The sequence below is a fragment of the Brucella thiophenivorans genome, assembly GCF_002252445.1.
GTDB classification, from domain to species: Bacteria; Pseudomonadota; Alphaproteobacteria; order Rhizobiales; family Rhizobiaceae; genus Brucella; species Brucella thiophenivorans.
Genome location: NZ_NNRJ01000010.1, coordinates 58,635 through 76,497 on the forward strand (window position 1 = coordinate 58,635; position 17,863 = coordinate 76,497).

The following is a 17,863-nucleotide window of genomic DNA, read 5'->3' on the forward strand; positions in this document are numbered from 1 at the left end:
TTCAGAGCGCCTTCACGACAACATCTTCGGCGGATGCCTGTGCCAGTCTATTGACCAGCGGATAACGGAAAGGCTTTGCCGAAATTTCGAATTGGTCGCCATTTTCCGTCTTAACACCTTCCGAGAAGGACAGTGTTGCTGTGCCGAAGAAGTGCACATGAATGTCGCCCGGACGACGAAACAGTTCATACTTGAAATGATGATGCTCAAGATTGGCAATCGTGTGCGACATGTTCGCTTCGCCCGAAAGGAACGGCTTTTCAAAGATCACCTGATCGCCACGGCGAATCCGCGAAACACCTTCAACATGATCAGGTAATTCACCCACATAAAGCTCCGCACCCAGTGAAGCATGACGCAGCTTGGAATGGGCCAGCCAGAGATAATTCTGCTTTTCCGTTACATGATCAGAAAACTCATTGGCAAGGCAGAAGCCGAGACGGAATGGTGTCCCATCCGGGCCGATCAGATAAATGCCAGCCAGTTCCGGCTCTTCGCCGCCATCTTCTGCAAAGGATGGCGAAACAAGCTCACCGCCCGTTTCAACCAGCGCGGAGCCATCGCCCTTATAAAACCATTCCGGCTGTACACCTGTCTGACCGGGCTTTGGCTTGCCGCCCTCAACACCCATCAGGAACATACGCATGGAATCGGTCGGCTTTTCAGCAGCCTGTGCAGCCTTATGCATCTTGTCGCGACCATCCGCAGAGCCAAGATGTGTGAGGCCCGTACCAGCAACAATCAGATGCGCCGGGTCAGAATGGATAATTGGCAGGCCAACGCGACCACTTGCAAGCGCTGCATCAATATCAACAGCCTCGCCCGTACCACTGCGCTCAACCTGCTCCGCAAGAGTGATACCAGCGGAAATGGCTGCCCACGCAAGCTCATAAGTCGTTGTCACGCCATTGACGACATGTGCAGCCCCCTCATCATCGCAAGCAGCCACACGTGTTTCTCCGCTTGCATCGCGGAACTGTACCAGACGTAACATTAAACCTCCCATTTTCCGCAAAATGCTTGCAGAACATTCTTCCCGACCGCTTAAATGCATCCATATGCAAAAAGGCGGCTCCTTCTCATTAATATGACTAATTCGCCGGTTACTGTTTTGTCAAGCAAGCGAAAGCGCCCCTTAGCCGCCTCGTGTGGGTTGCCAGCATAAAACAGATATTAAGCTAATGTTTTCGCTATATAATTCGATAATATGCACGTTTGTCGCACCCTCAATTCCGGTTGTTTGAAAGAAATACACTTGCCATAAAGTAATATTATATGCTTGATAAACGAGAAGGCTGGGAGAGCCTTTTATTGGGAGGAACTAATATGAAACGCAGTCTGACGGCTCTGACGGCCGCCCTGTCTTTTGCTCTTATTTCAAGCGCATCCGCCGCCTCGTTGACGGTCGGCTTTTCGCAGATCGGTTCGGAATCGGGCTGGCGCGCTGCCGAAACCAGCGTAACCAAGCAGGAAGCTGAAAAGCGCGGCCACACGCTGAAATTTGCCGACGCACAGCAGAAACAGGAAAACCAGATCAAGGCCGTTCGCGGCTTCATTGCACAGGGCGTTGACGCGATCCTGATCGCGCCGGTTGTTGCAACCGGTTGGGATGCGGTTCTGAAGGAAGCCAAGGAAGCAGAAATTCCTGTCGTGCTTCTCGACCGCCAGATCGATGCACCGGAAGACCTTTATCTCACCGCTGTCACTTCCGATCAGGTCCATGAAGGCAAGGTCGCGGGCGACTGGCTGGTCAAGGAAGTGGGCGACAAGCCTTGCTCCGTCGTTGAGCTTCAGGGCACCACAGGCTCTTCACCGGCGATCAACCGCAAGAAGGGCTTTGAAGAAGCGCTTGCAGGCCACGAAAATATCAAGATTTCCCGCTCACAGACCGGCGACTTCACCCGCACCAAGGGCAAGGAAGTCATGGAAAGCTTCATCAAGGCTGAAGGTGGCGGCAAGGATATCTGCGCCGTTTACGCCCATAATGATGACATGGCAGTGGGTGCTATTCAGGCCATCAAGGAAGCTGGCTTGAAGCCAGGCACCGACATTAAGGTCGTCTCGATTGATGCCGTTCCTGATATTTTCCAGGCCATGGCAAATGGCGAAGCCAACGCGACCGTTGAGCTGACACCAAACATGGCAGGCCCGGCTTTCGACGTCATCGAAGCACTGAAAGCCAATGGCACCGTTCCGCCCAAGTGGATCCAGACCGAATCCAAGCTCTTCACGCAGGCTGACGATCCAAAGGCCGTTTATGAAGCCAAAAAGGGCCTCGGCTACTGATCGCATCATCTTGTCCGGGCTGCGCAGTGAGTGCGGCCCGGAACTGAGCATGTCGCGAAAAAGCGGGAACCGGTTTTTCAATAAAGATATGCGTGAAAATAAAAACGGAGCGAGTGCAGTGGTGCAATTACATGCAACACGCTCTGGTTTTGCAATTCGCAAGCGGAAGACTGCCATGGCTCGCCCCAACATCGCTGCGCGCGAGACGCCAGCAACGCCGCTCCTTGAAGCGCGTTCGATAACCAAATCTTTTCTCGGTGTGACTGCGCTTGATCGCGTCGACTTCGTGCTCAATCGTGGTGAAATCCACGCGCTGCTCGGCGAAAACGGAGCAGGAAAATCCACCCTCATCAAGATACTGACCGGCGCCTATCATGGCTTTGACGGTTCGGTTCTGCTTGATGGTCATGCAATCGCTCCGGCCTCTGTTGCGGAAGCACAGACGCTTGGCATCGGCACGGTCTATCAAGAAGTCAATCTTCTTGAAAATCTGACGGTTGCCGAAAATCTGTTCCTCGGTCGCCAGCCGCGACGTTTCGGTTTCATCGACCGTCGCCGCATGGAAAAGCACGCAACCACGCTTCTTGCGCGCTATGGCCTCACAATTGATGTCGGCGCGCCTTTGTCCGCCTATTCAGTGGCCATTCGGCAGATCATCGCAATCGCCCGGGCTGTTGATGTTTCCGGCAAGGTGCTGGTGCTTGATGAGCCAACGGCCAGCCTTGATGCCCACGAAGTTGAAATGCTGTTCGGTGTGCTGCGACAGCTGCAGGCAGAAGGCCTCGGCATCATCATCATCACGCATTTTCTTGATCAGGTCTATGCAATCGCCGATAGCGCAACCGTGCTGCGCAATGGCCGTCTGGTTGGTAGTCGCGACCTCTCAGAACTGCCGCGCACTGACCTTATTTCAATGATGCTTGGACATCAGCTACAAGAAACAGTTCGTCGCCATCTGACCGAAGATGTGAGCGACAACACGACTGCACCCATCCGCTTTTCCGGCTTTGGCAAAAAAGGCAGTGTCGCACCATTTGATCTCGCCATTAAACCCGGCGAAGCGGTCGGTATCGCCGGACTGCTCGGCTCTGGTCGCACAGAAACCGCACTTTTGATGTTCGGCGTCGATCAATCTGATAGTGGCACACTCACCATTGACGGCAAGGACACTAAGCTACCCTCACCTGTGGCAGCCATTGCCGAGCGTTTTGCTTTTTGCCCGGAAGAACGCAAGTCAGATGGCATCATCGGCGATTTTTCGGTGGCGGAAAACATCGCGCTCGCGGTACAGGCAAAGCGGGGCTGGTCGAAGCCAATTTCCTCACGCGAAAAAAATGCACTTGCAGAACGTTATATCAAGGCACTGGATATCCGCCCGCCTGATCCCAATAAACCCATCAAGTTACTGTCCGGCGGCAACCAACAAAAGGCCATTCTCGCACGCTGGCTTGCGACCGATCCGCGCCTGCTGATCCTTGATGAACCAACGCGTGGCATCGACATTGGCGCACATGCAGAAATCCTCAAGCTTATCGGCGAACTCTGCACCGAAGGCATGTCTCTGGTCATCATTTCCTCGGAATTTGAAGAACTTGCAGCCGTGGCAAACCGCGTTGTCGTTCTTTCAGATCGTCGTCATGTGGCGGAACTCAAAGGCGAGGAAATCACCGCCGACAATATCGTGCGAGCCATCGCCGATACGGGAAGCGAAAAGGAAGCCGTAGCATGATCGCTCGCATGGCCAAAAAACTCAAAAGACTTAGCCCCCAACTGGCAGCCCTCGGGCTTATTCTGGCGGCAAACACCATCATCGCGCCAGGCTTTCTCGGCATTTCCTTTCAAAACGGACGCCTCTACGGAAGCCTGATCGATATTCTGGTGCGTGCTGCACCTGTCGCCATTCTCGCGGTTGGCATGACATTGGTGATCGCAACCCGCGGCATCGATCTGTCGGTCGGCGCGGTCATGGCAATCAGCGGCGCAACAGCAGCATCACTGATCGTTGCAGGCTATCCGTTGGCGATCGTCATTCCTGTTGCACTCGGCGTCGGTCTCGTTTGCGGCTTGTGGAACGGCTTTCTTGTGGCCGTTTTCGACATCCAGCCAATCATCGCAACACTCATACTGATGGTTGCGGGGCGCGGTATCGCGCAGCTGATCACCGAAGGCGCAATCCTCACCTTCAACAATGATTCCTTCGCAACCCTTGGTTCCGGCTCGTTTCTTGGCATACCCGTGCCCGTCCTGATCTGGATACTTGCGGGTCTTGCCGTCGGGATTGCCGTGCGTTCAACAGCGCTTGGCTTCCTGATCGAAGCCACCGGCATCAACCGCCGCGCGGCGATGCTGGCAGGTGTGAAAGCCCGGTTTCTCCTGTTCAGTGTATATGCCGTTTCGGGCCTTTGCGCGGCGCTTGCCGGACTGATTGCCACAGCCGATATTCGCGGCGCAGATGCCAACAATGCCGGTCTCTGGCTTGAACTCGACGCTATTCTGGCGGTCGTCATCGGCGGGACATCATTGAATGGCGGACGCTTCTCAATCATGGCCTCTCTGCTCGGCGCACTGATCATCCAGTCAATCAATACCGGCATTCTGATGGCTGGCTTCCCGCCGGAATTCAACCTGATCATCAAAGCGGGCATTATCGTGATCGTGCTGACTTTCCAGTCGCCAGCGATTGTCAGCTTCTTCACCTTCCTGCGTGCTGAGCGCAAAAACAATGCTGCAAAGCCAACGCACCAAGGAGCACGGCAATGAGAGTGCTTCGCAATCTGCCCTTCGTCACAACGGTCGCGATTTTCCTGCTCGCTTATGCAATCTGCGTCATCCAGTTTCCGAACATGCTTTCAACGCGGGTGATCGGTAATCTTCTGACGGACAATGCCTTTTTAGGCATCGCAGCCGTTGGCATGACCTTTGTGATCATCTCTGGCGGCATCGACCTTTCGGTCGGATCAGTCATCGCCTTTACCAGCGTTTTTGTGGCTGTACTCGTCGGACAGCTTGGCGTCCATCCGCTGATTGCTTTCGGCCTCGTTCTGGTGATAGCGGCGATGTTTGGTGCGTGGATGGGGATGATGATCCATTATCTCGGCATCCCGCCCTTTGTGGCAACTCTTGCGGGTATGTTTCTGGCACGCGGTGCGGCATTCCTGATTTCAACTCAATCAGTGCCAATTTCGCACCCGTTCATCGATACGCTGCAAGGCTTCTATTTCCGGCTTCCGGGCGGCGGCAGATTGACTTTCGTCGCCATGCTGATGCTCGCAGTCTTCATCATCGGCGGTATCATTGCGCATCGCACACGCTTTGGCGCAAACATCTATGCTCTTGGCGGCAATGCGCAATCAGCCGAACTGATGGGCGTTCCCATTGGCCGTACGACAATCGGCATCTATACAATGTCGGGTGTGCTTTCCGGCTTAGCTGGCATCGTCTATACGCTCTACACATCATCGGGATATTCGCTGGCAACGGTGGGCGTTGAACTTGACGCGATTGCATCGGTGGTGATCGGCGGCACGCTGCTGACCGGCGGTGCGGGTCTGGTTGCAGGCACTTTTGTCGGCATTATGATACAGGGGCTGATACAGACCTATATCGTTTTCGATGGAACACTGTCTTCCTGGTGGACAAAAATCGCGATTGGTATCTTGCTGTTCCTGTTCATTGCGCTACAGCGAGGACTTGTATGGTTTTCCGATTTAAGGATTGCCAAACAACGCATGAAGGAGGCCTGAATTGGGACTACTGGAAACGGCCATAACCGGACGCAAGCGCCATAATAGCCACGCAGTTGTCGTGGGTGAACTCGGTCGCGGCATTGTTGCGGGCACGATTCTCGAAGGCTCCATACTTCCGGGCGATAACGAATTGTCGTTGCGCTTTGGCGTTTCCCGTACCGTTCTGCGCGAGGCTATGAAAACCCTTTCCGCCAAACGCCTGATCGAACCAAAGGCCAAAGTGGGAACCCGCGTTTTGGGCGCCAGCTCGTGGAACTTCTTTGATCCTGACGTGCTGACATGGCGCTTTGAAGCAGGCTTCGATGAAGTCTTCGTCGATCATCTGGCCGAGATGCGCATGGCACTCGAACCTGCGGCTGCTGCCGCAGCTGCAAAAAACGCAACCAGCGAAGAGCTTGTCGAACTCTATGCCTTAGCTGCAAAATTTGATGATCCGAAGCATACGCCTGAATCCATCGCCAAGGTTGATCTGGAGTTCCACCTGGCCATTGCCCGCATGTCAGGCAATCCATTCATGCGTTCGGTGAGTAGCCTGATCGAAGCAGCCCTTGCAATTTCATTCCAGCTGTCTTCGCCTGCAAGCTCACCCGAAGGCATCGCGGAATGCGCGGCCAATCACATGCGCATTGCGCATGCAATTGCATCGCGCGACCGTCAGAAAGCGCGCGCAGCGATGGAAAGCGTGATTACGCTTGGCGTAGAGCGTATCCGGGAAGAGATCTGATCACGCTTAAGATACTTTGAGGTCAAACTTTGGATCACCACGCAGCGTATTGCTGACGGTGCAGATTTCCTCGGCCATTTCCGCAAGACGATGCTTTTCATCTGCCGTGAGATCGCCGTCGAAATGGAATGTTATATTGAATCGTTCGATGCGTGACGGGCCTTCATGTGCCTTATCGCCTTTTACTTCCACCCGAACATCGGTGAGCTTCTCACGCAAATCGAGCTTGGTGGCAGCAATGCGCGCACTTAACGCCATACAGGCTGCAACGGACGCATAAATCAGATCAAGCGGATTAAAACCCGGCAAGCTGACGCTGGTGACAATATCAACCGTACCGCCTGTCGGCGTTGTGATCACAGGCAGTTTGCCATGCGGCATCTGCGCAACCGCGCCAGTTTCACGCGTTCTGACTTTCAGTTCACTCATGCCCGCAATCTCCAACACTCCACACAGCACTCATCATTTTAAACGCTCAATCAATGCCATTGCCGCATGTGGATTATGGGCCTTATAACCACTGATCACATAAAGATAGACATCACGCGCTACATTGTCTGGCAACGGCGGCTTGATGGTTTTCAGACTATCCGGCACATCATGGCCGACCGCTATCGCATTGGCACGCTCTGCCCAATGGTCAAGCTCATGATCGCTATAACCAAGTGGCTTGTTTTCCTCAGTACCCATGATGCGCAGATAGGCAAAAGGCGCCGTCATGTCTGCAATTTCCACGAACTTACTGTCGCCCGCAATCACCACCGCAACGCCATATTCCCGCAGCAGTGCTATGAAATCCGGCGCGTTGAAACTGTCGTGACGCACTTCCACAGCATGGCGTAGATCGCGCCCATCAACACGTTTTGGCAGAAGCTTCAGGAAAGCTTCAAAGTCAGTTGGATCGAATTTCTTCGTGCCCATAAACTGCCAGTTGATGACCCCGAGCTTATTTTTTAGCTCAAGCAGACCGCCGGTCACGAATTTCTCGATACCCTCGCCTGCTTCAGCCAAAACACGTTTGTTGGTCGAAAAGCGCGGTGCTTTGAGCGAAAAAACGAAGTCATCCGGTGTTTCGTCATGCCACTTGGCAAAAGTCGTCGGCTTCTGCGGGCCATAATAGGTGCTGTTGATTTCGATGGAGGTCAACTTGCTCGAAGCATATTCGAGCTGACGCTTTTTGGAGAGCTTTTCCGGATAGAAACTCTTGTCCCACTCCTCAAAAGCCCAGCCGCCAATACCCACGCGGATTTTGCCTGAATTGTTCTGGCTCATTTTATCCATACCTCCACGACATGAGTTCATGAGCGTTGCTCATCATGTTTATGCTGTATTCATATCATCCACTGTGTTGTTATCTCTAATGCGTTTGTGAGGAGGAAACAAATGTCAGACCTAAAAGATCCGATCGTGATCGCCAGTGCGGTACGAACACCGATCGGAAGTTTTCAAGGCGCGCTCAAGGGGGAGAGTGCAACGGCACTGGGCGCTGTCACAATCAAGGAAGCAGTCCACAGAGCTAAGCTGAACCCCGATCAAATCGACGAAGTGCTTATGGGCTGTGTGTTGCCCGCAGGGCTGGGACAGGCCCCCGGACGTCAGGCAGCAATGCATGCTGGCCTTTCTCAACACACACCTTGCTCGACCATCAACAAGGTTTGCGGCTCAGGCATGAAAACCGTCATGCTGGGTACCGATCTCATTTCCGCGGGAAGTGCCGACATAGTAGTTGCTGGCGGCATGGAAAGCATGACCAATGCACCTTATCTGCTTGAAAAGGCACGCGGTGGCTATCGCATGGGCCACGGCAAAATCTACGATCATATGTTCCTCGACGGCCTTGAAGACGCCTATGACAAAGGCCGAGCCATGGGAACATTCGCGGAAGAAACCGCCGATCACTACCAGTTCACGCGTCAGCAGCAGGACGAGTTTTCCCTGCGTTCGCTATCGCGCGCACTCAAAGCCACCGAAGCAGGTTATTTTGCAAATGAGCTGGTTCCAGTTGCAGAGCTTGATCGCGATGAACAGCCAACCCGCGCCAAGCCTGAAAAAATACCAAACCTTAAGCCTGCCTTCCGCGAAGGCGGCACAATCACTGCTGCTAATTCCTCATCGATTTCCGATGGTGCGGCATCTCTCACACTGATGCGCCTGTCCAAAGCTGAAAAGCTTGGCATAGAACCGCTTGCGATTATTCGCGGTCACGCAAGCCATGCACAACAGCCCGCCCTGTTCACCACGGCCCCGATCTTTGCGATGAGAAAACTCTTCGACAAAACCGGCTGGAATGTACGCGACATTGATTTGTTTGAAATCAATGAAGCTTTCGCCGTTGTTGTTATGGCTGCAATGCAGGAACTCGACCTCCCCGCCGACAGGGTGAATATCCATGGCGGTGCCTGCGCTATGGGCCATCCGATTGGCTGTTCTGGCGCACGCATCATCGTCACGCTGCTTCATGCCATGAAGCAGAACGATCTTAAGCGTGGAATAGCTTCAGTCTGTATCGGTGGCGGCGAGGCCACTGCCATTGCGCTGGAAGCGCTTTAAGCGGGGGAACAAATGGATATTGAAGGAAAAATCGCCATCGTCAGCGGTGCTGCATCAGGTCTTGGTGCTGCAACTGCACAGGCGCTTGCCGCCAAAGGCGCGAAAGTTGCAATCCTCGACTTCAACATTGAAGGCGCCAATGCGATTGCTGCCGAGATTGGCGGCATCGCTATTCAATGTGATGTTTCAGATGCAGCGAGTGCTGAATCAGCTTTTAAGGCAATCGGCGAAAAGCTCGGATCACCGCATATTCTGGTCAATTGCGCGGGCGTGGCACCAGCAAAGAAAATGCTGGCGCGTGATGGCAGCGTCATGCCACTCGATGATTTCCGTCGCGCTGTTGAAATCAATCTGATCGGCTCGTTCAATCTGCTGCGGCTTTTTGCCGATGTCGCATCCAAAAGCGAAGCGCTGCCAACGGGCGAGCGCGGCGTTGTCATCAACACAGCATCGGTTGCGGCCTTTGACGGCCAGATCGGCCAGACAGCCTATGCGGCGTCTAAAGGCGGTATCGTTGGCCTGACCCTGCCTGCTGCGCGTGAATTAGCCCCGCTTGGCATTCGGGTATGCGCCATCGCGCCCGGTATTTTTGAAACACCCATGCTCAAAGGCCTGCCGCAACCTGCACAGGATGCGTTGGGTCAGATGGTTCCTTTCCCCCCGCGTCTGGGTCGGCCAGACGAATATGCGGCACTCGCGCTGCATATTATCGAAAACAGCATGCTCAACGGCGAAACCATACGGCTCGATGGTGCGCTGCGTATGCCTCCGAAATAGAGCGCATATGCGCCAAAGTCGTTCAGACATTTTGAGGGTTAGGAAATGCACAAATCCACGACCAATTCCAACACACGCAATGGCGGCCAGATACTGGTGGATGCACTCGGCGTTCATGGCGTCGACCGCGTTTTCTGCGTGCCCGGCGAAAGTTACCTTGCAGCACTGGATGCTTTTCATGACGTAAGCGAACAGATTGATTTGATTGTCTGCCGTCAGGAAGGCGGTGCTGCTTACATGGCGGAAGCCTATGGCAAGCTGACTGGCAAGCCCGGCATCTGCTTTGTCACGCGCGGCCCCGGTGCAACGAATGCCTCCGTCGGCGTTCATACCGCTTTTCAGGATTCCACACCGATGCTTCTGTTTATCGGACAGGTCGCAAGTGATCAGGTGGAGCGCGAAGCATTTCAGGAAGTTGATTATCGCCGCATGTTTGGCCAGATGGCCAAATGGGTGGTGCAGATCGATGATCCCGCCCGTATCCCGGAACTGGTCAGTCAGGCTTTTCATCGCGCGATCAACGGACGCCCCGGCCCAGTGGTCATCGCCCTTCCCGAAGATATGCTGACATCACACGCAACCGTCAGCGATGCACCGACTTACAAGCATGTCGAGATGCATCCGGGAAGCGATCAGTTACAGGACATGAAAGCGCTTCTCGAAAAGGCCGAGCGGCCATTGATGATCGTCGGTGGTGGTGGCTGGAATGCGAAAGCGGTTCGCGATGTGCAGACATTCGCTGAAAACATGTCACTGCCTGTTGCAGCATCCTTCCGGTGTCAGGATATGTTCGACAATCACCACCCGCTTTATGCTGGTGAGATGGGAACATCGATCAGCCCGAAACTTGCAGCTCGCGTTAAAGATTCTGACCTTTTATTGGTGGTGGGTGCACGCCTTGGCGAAATGACCACGCAGGGCTATGATCTGATCAACATTCCTGTTCCAAAACAGAAGCTCATTCATGTTCATCCGGGTGCGGAAGAACTTGGCCGTGTCTATCATGCTGATATTCCGATCAATGCCAGCATGCCCGCTTTCGCAAAAGCGGCTGCAAAGCTCACACCAATTGCCAATCCAAACTGGAAAGCATGGGCGCAAAGCGCGAATGCCGATTACAGCGACAATCTAAAAACGCCAAACATTCCCGGTGACGTGCAGATGGGCGAGATCATGGAATGGCTGCGTGCACATTTACCCGATGATGCCATCATCACCAATGGCGCAGGCAATTATTCGGCATGGCCGCACCGCTTCTATCAGTACCGCACCTACCGCAGCCAGTTGGCCCCGACCAATGGTTCGATGGGCTATGGCGTTCCCGCGGCAGTCGCAGCCAAACTCACCGCGCCGGAAAGAACCGTCGTCTGCTTCGCTGGTGACGGCTGTTTTCTGATGAATGGTCAGGAACTCGCAACGGCTGCGCAATATGGTGCCAACGCGATTTTCATCGTGGTCAATAACGGCATGTATGGCACGATCCGCATGCATCAGGAACGCACCTATCCGGGTCGCGTTTCAGGCACTGGCCTTGCAAATCCTGACTTTGCAGCGCTCGCCCGTGCCTATGGCTTGCATGGAGAAACGGTCGAACAGACCGCTGAGTTTGCGGAAGCTTTCAAGCGCTGTGAACAATCCGGCAAGCCGGGTCTGATTGAAATCCGCATCGATCCGGAAGCGCTTTCGCCCAAGATGACGCTGAGCCAGATGCGCGAACATGGATTGGCAAAACAACGCTAAACTGTTTTCAAAAAAAGCGGCCCTCTCTTTTAAAGAGAGGGCCGCACTACTGGCAGATGAGGCAACTGAACAAAAACGAAAATGCCCCCGCTAATTTCGCCTTTGTTTCTGCAAGTTTACCTGCTCATGCCAGAATTATATAAATTCACATTAAAGCTTTCATCGGCATTTGATTTTCGTTGATAGCTTTAACCATCAATTCAACGGCGGATGAGATCGGGGCAATAATGGGCACATCGAACATCTTCTGTAGCTGTTCTGCGGCTTCGCCCAACGGTCCGCCACCAATCACGACAGCTTCTGCCCCGTCTTGTAAGCAAAGCTCAACTGCATAAGCCAGTTCCTCAATCAGGCGCTCCGGCTGTCCCGCTATTTCTCTCGGATTCCCCGGTGTACACCGGATACCAGTATAGAGGTGGGACAAGTCCAGATATTTGGAACGGTTCGCAATTTGAACAGCCAAATCTGGCGTGACCGTGGCAACACCGTATTTTCGCTGACCGTTTGCTGCGATGATCATTGAAGCTTCACAAATTCCGATAACTGGAATTTCCAGTTCGCCCCTGAGAAAATCGACTCCCGGGTCGCCATAAGCACTGACAATAATACCCGAACAACTATGTTTTCTCGCGTTGCCTATTTCGATAACTTGCTGTTCAGAAGCACTTAACTGCTCTCCATTCACGATCATTATAGGATTACGCGTAGATGTTTCTGCGCTCACAACGAGTCGTCCGCCAGCCGTTCGTTGAGCAATTTCGCGCATCATTCCGCTCGTTGCTATTGAGCTGTTCGGGTTGATTAGCAAAACATGAGGTGTTGCTGACATTCAGACATTTTCTCCCTAGTCTTTTTGGAGTGCCTGTTATCTCAAAAGATATCGGCACTCCTTATTTTTGGATCCCGTCTGTGATCCCTTTTGAGGCATTATGACTTTTGTGGCGCTGCCTCCACAAAATCGACTTCGTTGCTGCCGTCATCAGCAGGCTGCGTTAGGTCTTCCATGTTCCGCCCAAATGTTTCCGGTCCAAGCTGGATACAGAAAGCAAAGATTGCATACATAGACGCCGCCAACCCAAAAACGCCGATCATTCCATATGTATCGAATAATGCACCAGCGATTATCGGAATAAAGGAACCAGCAGCAGAACCGCTTGCAAGGATCAGCGCAACACCGAAACCACGAATACGGGTCGGATAAAGTTCTGGAGCGTAAATCCAAATCGACGTATTGAGCAACAATACGAAGAACTGAAACACTGCGCCGAAAAACAGGACGAGATAAAGACTTGTTCCGAGATAAACGATGCAAAGTGCTGCCGCACACGCACACACTGCTCCAACTGTCAAAACCCTCTTACGCGGAAAATAGTAACCGAAAGCCGAAGCTGCGATTGCACCCAGAACACTGCCACTCTGAATAACCATCGTATAGAGAAGGCTGCCAGAAAGCGTATAACCCATCGATATAAAGATCATCGGCATCAGGGTGAGGACCGAAAGCTGTGCGCCATAGCTCATCAAGATCGCGATGGCTACAGGAACGGTACGTCCGATAAACGGCGGCCGGAAAAGCTCCTTCCAAGCGCCCTTTGCAGGCTTGGTTTCACGTTCCTCGATCTTCGACAGATATTCAGTGACTTTCAAGTTCTTCGGGCGAAGCTTACCCGATGCAAGGATCGACAGAACCCTGTTTGCCTCACCTATTTTTCCCTGAGACGCAAGAAAGCGTGGTGTTTCAGGCACATACCAACGGAAGAAGACGACCAGAAGTGCTGGGATCGCAAGCACGCCAAACAACCAGCGCCAGTTATTTTCGCCCGGAAAGATCGTAAAAACCAACAGACCGAAAGCCGGTGCAAGGAAATTGCCAAAGCCGCCTGCGCCCACATTAACAAGACCAGCTGCTGTCCCGCGGAACTTGGGCGAACAGAATTCGGCCAGCATTGTAACAGCCGTTGAAATCTCGCCGCCTACGCCGAAGCCGACAATGGCGCGAGCAAAGCACAGCCAAGCGAAGCTGGGTGCTAAAGCACACAAGGCTGATCCCAGCGTGAAGAGCAACAAATTGAAGGTGAGCATCACACGGCGACCATAACGGTCACCAAGAATGCCAGAAAGAAGTCGCCCAATTGCAGCGCTTGCGAAGGTGATGGTATTCAGGAAGCCAATATCTGTTCCCGTCAGACCCCATTGTTCACGTAGGATAGGACCAACCAGTCCAATTGTGTTCTGCTCGAATGAGTCGAACAAGCAGCCGATGAGCACAAGAAGAAGTATCTTCTTGTGAGCACTGGTGACACCTATACTCCCAAGTGCCTGTTCCATTTGTTTATTCGTCGCGGACGTAGCGCCGGACTGCATCATTTGTTCCCCTGCCATATCGGTACAACCCCTTTTTATTACCGGCATGAAATTATTTTTTCATTATCAAGCCAGAGAAAATCAGTTTTGACAAGCAAAATTTTATTGTTTGTTATCAATTACTTATGTTGCACTCATTTTAAGCAAAAAAGCTACACATCTCGCAAAAAGCTGCTAATAATTAATGCAACTTGAAAAATGGATTTCATAAAACGATCATGAACCCAGCAGAAAGATCCTTTCTTTCCCGTGTCAGAGACGTCCTTGATGGCCTTCCGCCAGCAGAAAAAAGGCTGGGAGAATTCATTTGTGATTTTCCTGGTGAACTAGCGAGCTATTCTGCTTCGGAACTAGCAACACTAGCGCATGTGTCGAATGCCACAGTAACGCGCTTCGTTCGGCGACTGGGCTACGAAACTTATGAAGAATCGCGCCGTCATGCGCGTGAGGAGAAGCAGACCGGTTCACGGCTATTTTTATCTAGTCCGACGAACGGCGACAGCGCTCAATCTCTCTCGTCACATGTAAGCCAAGCAATCACCAATCTTGAAACAACATTTGTCTCTATACGCGATACACAAATCGATTCTGTTGTCGATACAATCCTCGCCGCTCGAAAAACATGGGTGATCGGTTTCCGTAGTAGCAATCCCTTCGCCACATATCTGCAATGGCAGATGATGCAGGTATTGGACAATATCGTTGCTATACCGGGTCCGGGTCAGACGATGGGCGAGTATATTGCCAGTATAAAACCTGACGATCTGGTCATCGTCTTTGGGCTGCGTCGGCGCATTGCTAAGATGGATGAGATCCTTGAGACCATTGAGAAGCGCGGCGCAAAGTTACTCTATATTACGGATGAAGGCGCCCCATTTCGAACCTCTGCGCAGTGGCATTTTCAATGTCAGACACTAGCCCCCGGCCCTCTCTTTAACCACGTATCCGTTATGGCGCTTTGTCACCTGCTTACAACAAGAGCCATTGAAAAGGTTGGTGCGAACGGTCGCAAACGGTTACGAGCGATTGAAACTTTTGGCGATGCGCTGGAAGAACTGTAGCGGAGGGTTTCACCGCAGAAACTGAACTAGACGGTCAAAAAGACCGAAAAAAGTTCTCATGTAGACAAATACAACTTTAGTTTGAACCGATGCAATTCACGGTAGACTTTCAAACCCTACTCAGCGATAACCCGCCCCGAATTGTATGCGGGGGGATAAAATTGCGATCACTAAACCTTTTCATTATTGGCTTCGGCTTCAGCGCGCTCGTCATTACCTGCATATATGCGATTGGCGGGGGCCTTATCTAAGATCGAAGCAGGCTTTCGCCTAAGAACGTTGTTGAGGCTTCACGCACTGCGCCAAGCATAAAATCACTGATCACCCGGATACGCGGGGCTGCCATCACATCAACATGGCAATTCATCCAGTATTCGCGCTCCAGATGCATTTCCTTTGGCAACACAGGCACAAGTTCCGAATGCTGACTTCCAATATAATATGGTAGAACACAAAGCCCATACCCGGTCAGCGTCGCCGTAAGTTGCGCGTGAATGCTGGAGCTTTGATAATTGCAACGCTGTCCGGGCAAGATCTCGCGCATGTAATCAAGGCCTGGTGTAAACACCATATCGTCAATATAGCCGATGAAGGGATGCTGTGAGAGGTCTTCACGCGACCTTATCGGCGGATGACACTTCAAATAATCACCATGGCCATAGATGAATAGTCGGTATGATGTCAGTTTTTCACTGTGATACGGCCCGGTGCGTGGCATATGCAGCGTGATCGAAAGCTCTGCCTCACGTCGCGATAGCGACATGATCTGCTGGATCGTTACCACTTCAACCGACAAGCTTGGATAGGATTTCGCCAGCACCGGCAGGCGATCCGCCAGAAAGAAATTGCCAAATCCTTCAAGCGTTGAAAGCCGCACCACACCTGACAGCGCCGAGAAACTCCCCGTTGCCTCTGTCTGGAATTTCAGCGCCTCGCGTTCCATCACTTCCGCAGGCTCAACCAGTCGCTCACCCATCGGAGTCAGAAGATAGCCGCGCGGATTGCGTTCAAACAATTTGGTCGCCAACGCCTGCTCCAGACGGTCAATCCGACGCAGCACCGTGACATGGCTGGTTCGCAATTGTCTGGCGGCAGTCGAAAGCTGACCCGTCCGCGCCACAGCGAGAAAATACTGTAGATCGTCCCATGTAAACTGGCGCAAGCGTTCCTCCCAATCTCCATCTGTACATTTTCGGACAGACCGTGTTCAAAAATTGTTGTTCTTGTACGCATTTGTCAATGCTACCGTTCCAACAATTAGCCCGCGTGGAGGAACAAACCGGGCCGAGGCAGAAGGGTGTGCGAACTTGAGGAGGTTTGCCCGCCTGGTCTAAAAAAGACTGCTTCACTGGAGGATTCCGTCTGCTCTTTAGCGACGGATATGGAGTTTTTGGGAGGAGAGCACTGAATGAAACTTTTTGCACTTGCGACGGCTGCACTTTTTGCTGCAACCGCGATTTCATCCGCAGCAGAAATATCAGACGGCAAAGTCAAAATCGGCATTCTGAACGACCAGTCCGGCGTTTATGCTGACTTCGGCGGCAAATGGTCTTATGAAGCGGCAAAAATGGCCGCTGAGGATTTTGGCGGAACGGTGCTGGACGCACCGATTGAAATCATCACCGCCGACCATCAGAACAAACCGGACGTTGCCGCAAACATCGCGCGCCAGTGGTATGACACAGAACAGGTTGACGCCATTATGGAGCTGACCAGCTCTTCCGTCGGTCTCGCTGTTCAGGCACTTTCCAAAGACAAGAAGAAAATCACCATCAATACCGGTGCCGCAACATCGGAACTCACAGGCAAGCAGTGCTCGCCTTATGGTTTCCACTGGGCTTATGACACCCATGCGCTTGCGGTTGGCACTGGCGGCTCACTGGTCGAACAGGGGGGCGATACGTGGTATTTCCTGACCGCTGATTATGCATTTGGGTATTCGCTGGAAGATCAGACCTCAAAATTCGTCACGTCAAAAGGCGGCAAGGTTCTCGGCTCCGTCCGTCATCCTCTGAGCACGACAGATTATTCCTCCTTCCTGCTACAGGCACAGGCTTCGGGTGCCAAGGTTGTTGGCCTTGCCAATGCCGGTCTTGATACATCCAATGCAATCAAACAGGCGGCAGAATTTGGCATCGTTGCCGGTGGGCAGCGCCTTGCAGCACTGCTCTTCACCATTGCCGAAGTGCACGGACTTGGTCTTGATGCAGCTCAGGGGCTGACGCTCACCGAAGGCTTCTATTGGGACCGCGACGATGAATCACGCGAGTTCAGCAAGCGCTTCTTTGACCGCACCGGCCGTATGCCAAATATGATTCAGGCAGGCACGTATTCCGCTGTGCTGCAATATCTGAAAGCCATCAAAGAAGCAGGCACCGACGAGACGGAAGCTGTCTCCAAGAAGCTGCATGAAATGCCGGTCAACGACGTCTTCGCCCGCAACGGTAAGGTCGGTCCAAATGGCCGCATGATCTACGACATGTATCTGATGGAAGTGAAAAAGCCTGACGAAAGCAAAGCTCCGTGGGACTATTATAATGTGCTGGCAACCATCCCCGGTGATCAGGCTTATTTGAAGCCTAAAGAAAGCGGCTGTACTCTGGTCACGCAGTAAG

16 protein-coding genes are annotated in these 17,863 nt (G+C 52.8%); 10 read left to right on the top strand and 6 right to left on the bottom strand.

Annotated features, from left to right (window positions below; genetic code table 11):
• Position 1 precedes the first annotated feature (1 nt).
• Positions 2-994, bottom strand: coding sequence for an AraD1 family protein (gene araD1, locus CEV31_RS02610; protein WP_094505345.1), 993 nt, complete (start codon positions 992-994; stop codon positions 2-4).
• 332 nt (positions 995-1,326) lie between these two features.
• Between araD1 and ytfQ the strand changes: the two genes are divergently transcribed.
• The 5 genes from ytfQ to CEV31_RS02635 all read left to right on the top strand — a co-directional run bounded on the left by ytfQ (position 1,327) and on the right by CEV31_RS02635 (position 6,756).
• Entirely contained in the window at positions 1,327-2,286 is a 960-nt protein-coding gene (gene ytfQ / locus CEV31_RS02615) for a galactofuranose ABC transporter, galactofuranose-binding protein YtfQ (protein WP_094505346.1), read from the top strand.
• A gap of 175 nt (positions 2,287-2,461) precedes the next feature.
• The gene (locus CEV31_RS02620) at positions 2,462-4,015 is read left to right on the top strand and encodes a sugar ABC transporter ATP-binding protein (RefSeq protein WP_169717299.1); all 1,554 of its coding nucleotides are present in this window, start codon (positions 2,462-2,464) and stop codon (positions 4,013-4,015) included.
• Positions 4,012-5,046, top strand: a complete 1,035-nt coding sequence (locus CEV31_RS02625; RefSeq protein WP_094505347.1) for an ABC transporter permease — start codon at positions 4,012-4,014, stop codon at positions 5,044-5,046. The genes CEV31_RS02620 and CEV31_RS02625 overlap by 4 nt, the downstream gene beginning before the upstream one ends.
• Positions 5,043-6,029, top strand: a complete 987-nt coding sequence (yjfF, locus tag CEV31_RS02630; protein ID WP_094505348.1) for a galactofuranose ABC transporter, permease protein YjfF — start codon at positions 5,043-5,045, stop codon at positions 6,027-6,029. Before CEV31_RS02625 ends, yjfF begins: the two co-directional genes overlap by 4 nt.
• A 1-nt stretch (position 6,030) precedes the next feature.
• Positions 6,031-6,756 carry a FadR/GntR family transcriptional regulator gene (locus tag CEV31_RS02635; protein WP_094505349.1) on the top strand — a complete coding sequence of 242 codons (726 nt, stop codon included), beginning with the start codon at positions 6,031-6,033 and terminating at the stop codon, positions 6,754-6,756.
• Between the two features lie 6 nt (positions 6,757-6,762).
• Here CEV31_RS02635 and CEV31_RS02640 read toward each other — a convergent pair whose 3' ends face one another.
• Both CEV31_RS02640 and CEV31_RS02645 read right to left on the bottom strand, forming a co-directional pair.
• A complete protein-coding gene (locus CEV31_RS02640; protein WP_094505410.1) occupies positions 6,763-7,185 on the bottom strand; it encodes an OsmC family protein in 423 nt (140 codons plus the stop codon).
• Positions 7,186-7,218: 33 nt separating this feature from the next.
• Positions 7,219-8,028 carry a DUF72 domain-containing protein gene (locus tag CEV31_RS02645; protein WP_094505411.1) on the bottom strand — a complete coding sequence of 270 codons (810 nt, stop codon included), beginning with the start codon at positions 8,026-8,028 and terminating at the stop codon, positions 7,219-7,221.
• Between the two features lie 111 nt (positions 8,029-8,139).
• On the opposite strand from CEV31_RS02645, the gene CEV31_RS02650 reads away from it, so the two are divergent.
• From CEV31_RS02650 to CEV31_RS02660, 3 genes are read left to right on the top strand one after another with little or no spacing between them, the layout of a single operon-like run.
• Positions 8,140-9,306: an acetyl-CoA C-acyltransferase gene (locus tag CEV31_RS02650; RefSeq protein WP_094505350.1), complete on the top strand. Its 1,167-nt coding sequence runs from the start codon at positions 8,140-8,142 to the stop codon at positions 9,304-9,306.
• A 12-nt stretch (positions 9,307-9,318) separates the two neighbouring features.
• Complete coding sequence (locus CEV31_RS02655; RefSeq protein ID WP_094505351.1) at positions 9,319-10,083, top strand: SDR family oxidoreductase; 765 nt, start codon at positions 9,319-9,321, stop codon at positions 10,081-10,083.
• Positions 10,084-10,128: 45 nt separating this feature from the next.
• The gene (locus CEV31_RS02660; protein ID WP_094505352.1) at positions 10,129-11,823 is read left to right on the top strand and encodes a thiamine pyrophosphate-binding protein; all 1,695 of its coding nucleotides are present in this window, start codon (positions 10,129-10,131) and stop codon (positions 11,821-11,823) included.
• A 145-nt stretch (positions 11,824-11,968) separates the two neighbouring features.
• Here the strand turns inward: CEV31_RS02660 and CEV31_RS02665 are convergent, their stop codons facing one another.
• On the bottom strand, positions 11,969-12,652 hold the full coding sequence (locus CEV31_RS02665; protein WP_094505353.1) for an aspartate/glutamate racemase family protein: 684 nt from the start codon (positions 12,650-12,652) through the stop codon (positions 11,969-11,971).
• A 98-nt stretch (positions 12,653-12,750) separates the two neighbouring features.
• Entirely contained in the window at positions 12,751-14,205 is a 1,455-nt protein-coding gene (locus tag CEV31_RS02670) for an MFS transporter (protein ID WP_169717300.1), read from the bottom strand.
• A 200-nt stretch (positions 14,206-14,405) separates the two neighbouring features.
• On the opposite strand from CEV31_RS02670, the gene CEV31_RS02675 reads away from it, so the two are divergent.
• Complete coding sequence (locus tag CEV31_RS02675; protein WP_094505354.1) at positions 14,406-15,248, top strand: MurR/RpiR family transcriptional regulator; 843 nt, start codon at positions 14,406-14,408, stop codon at positions 15,246-15,248.
• 247 nt (positions 15,249-15,495) lie between these two features.
• Here CEV31_RS02675 and CEV31_RS02680 read toward each other — a convergent pair whose 3' ends face one another.
• A complete protein-coding gene (locus CEV31_RS02680; protein ID WP_094505355.1) occupies positions 15,496-16,410 on the bottom strand; it encodes a LysR family transcriptional regulator in 915 nt (304 codons plus the stop codon).
• 246 nt (positions 16,411-16,656) lie between these two features.
• On the opposite strand from CEV31_RS02680, the gene CEV31_RS02685 reads away from it, so the two are divergent.
• Positions 16,657-17,862: an ABC transporter substrate-binding protein gene (locus CEV31_RS02685; protein ID WP_094505356.1), complete on the top strand. Its 1,206-nt coding sequence runs from the start codon at positions 16,657-16,659 to the stop codon at positions 17,860-17,862.
• The last annotated feature ends 1 nt before the right edge of the window (position 17,863 follow it).

Excerpts from the sequence above, each read along its gene's own strand:
- CEV31_RS02655 (WP_094505351.1), top strand. The coding sequence starts at position 9,319 with ATGGATATTGAAGGAAAAATCGCCATCGTCAGCGGTGCTGCATCAGGT.
- CEV31_RS02620 (WP_169717299.1), top strand. The coding sequence starts at position 2,462 with ATGGCTCGCCCCAACATCGCTGCGCGCGAGACGCCAGCAACGCCGCTC.
- yjfF (WP_094505348.1), top strand. The coding sequence starts at position 5,043 with ATGAGAGTGCTTCGCAATCTGCCCTTCGTCACAACGGTCGCGATTTTC.
- CEV31_RS02685 (WP_094505356.1), top strand. The coding sequence starts at position 16,657 with ATGAAACTTTTTGCACTTGCGACGGCTGCACTTTTTGCTGCAACCGCG.
- CEV31_RS02640 (WP_094505410.1), bottom strand. The coding sequence starts at position 7,185 with ATGAGTGAACTGAAAGTCAGAACGCGTGAAACTGGCGCGGTTGCGCAG.
- CEV31_RS02625 (WP_094505347.1), top strand. The coding sequence starts at position 4,012 with ATGATCGCTCGCATGGCCAAAAAACTCAAAAGACTTAGCCCCCAACTG.
- CEV31_RS02660 (WP_094505352.1), top strand. The coding sequence starts at position 10,129 with ATGCACAAATCCACGACCAATTCCAACACACGCAATGGCGGCCAGATA.
- araD1 (WP_094505345.1), bottom strand. The coding sequence starts at position 994 with ATGTTACGTCTGGTACAGTTCCGCGATGCAAGCGGAGAAACACGTGTG.
- CEV31_RS02670 (WP_169717300.1), bottom strand. The coding sequence starts at position 14,205 with ATGGCAGGGGAACAAATGATGCAGTCCGGCGCTACGTCCGCGACGAAT.
- CEV31_RS02645 (WP_094505411.1), bottom strand. The coding sequence starts at position 8,028 with ATGAGCCAGAACAATTCAGGCAAAATCCGCGTGGGTATTGGCGGCTGG.
- CEV31_RS02650 (WP_094505350.1), top strand. The coding sequence starts at position 8,140 with ATGTCAGACCTAAAAGATCCGATCGTGATCGCCAGTGCGGTACGAACA.
- CEV31_RS02675 (WP_094505354.1), top strand. The coding sequence starts at position 14,406 with ATGAACCCAGCAGAAAGATCCTTTCTTTCCCGTGTCAGAGACGTCCTT.
- CEV31_RS02665 (WP_094505353.1), bottom strand. The coding sequence starts at position 12,652 with ATGTCAGCAACACCTCATGTTTTGCTAATCAACCCGAACAGCTCAATA.
- ytfQ (WP_094505346.1), top strand. The coding sequence starts at position 1,327 with ATGAAACGCAGTCTGACGGCTCTGACGGCCGCCCTGTCTTTTGCTCTT.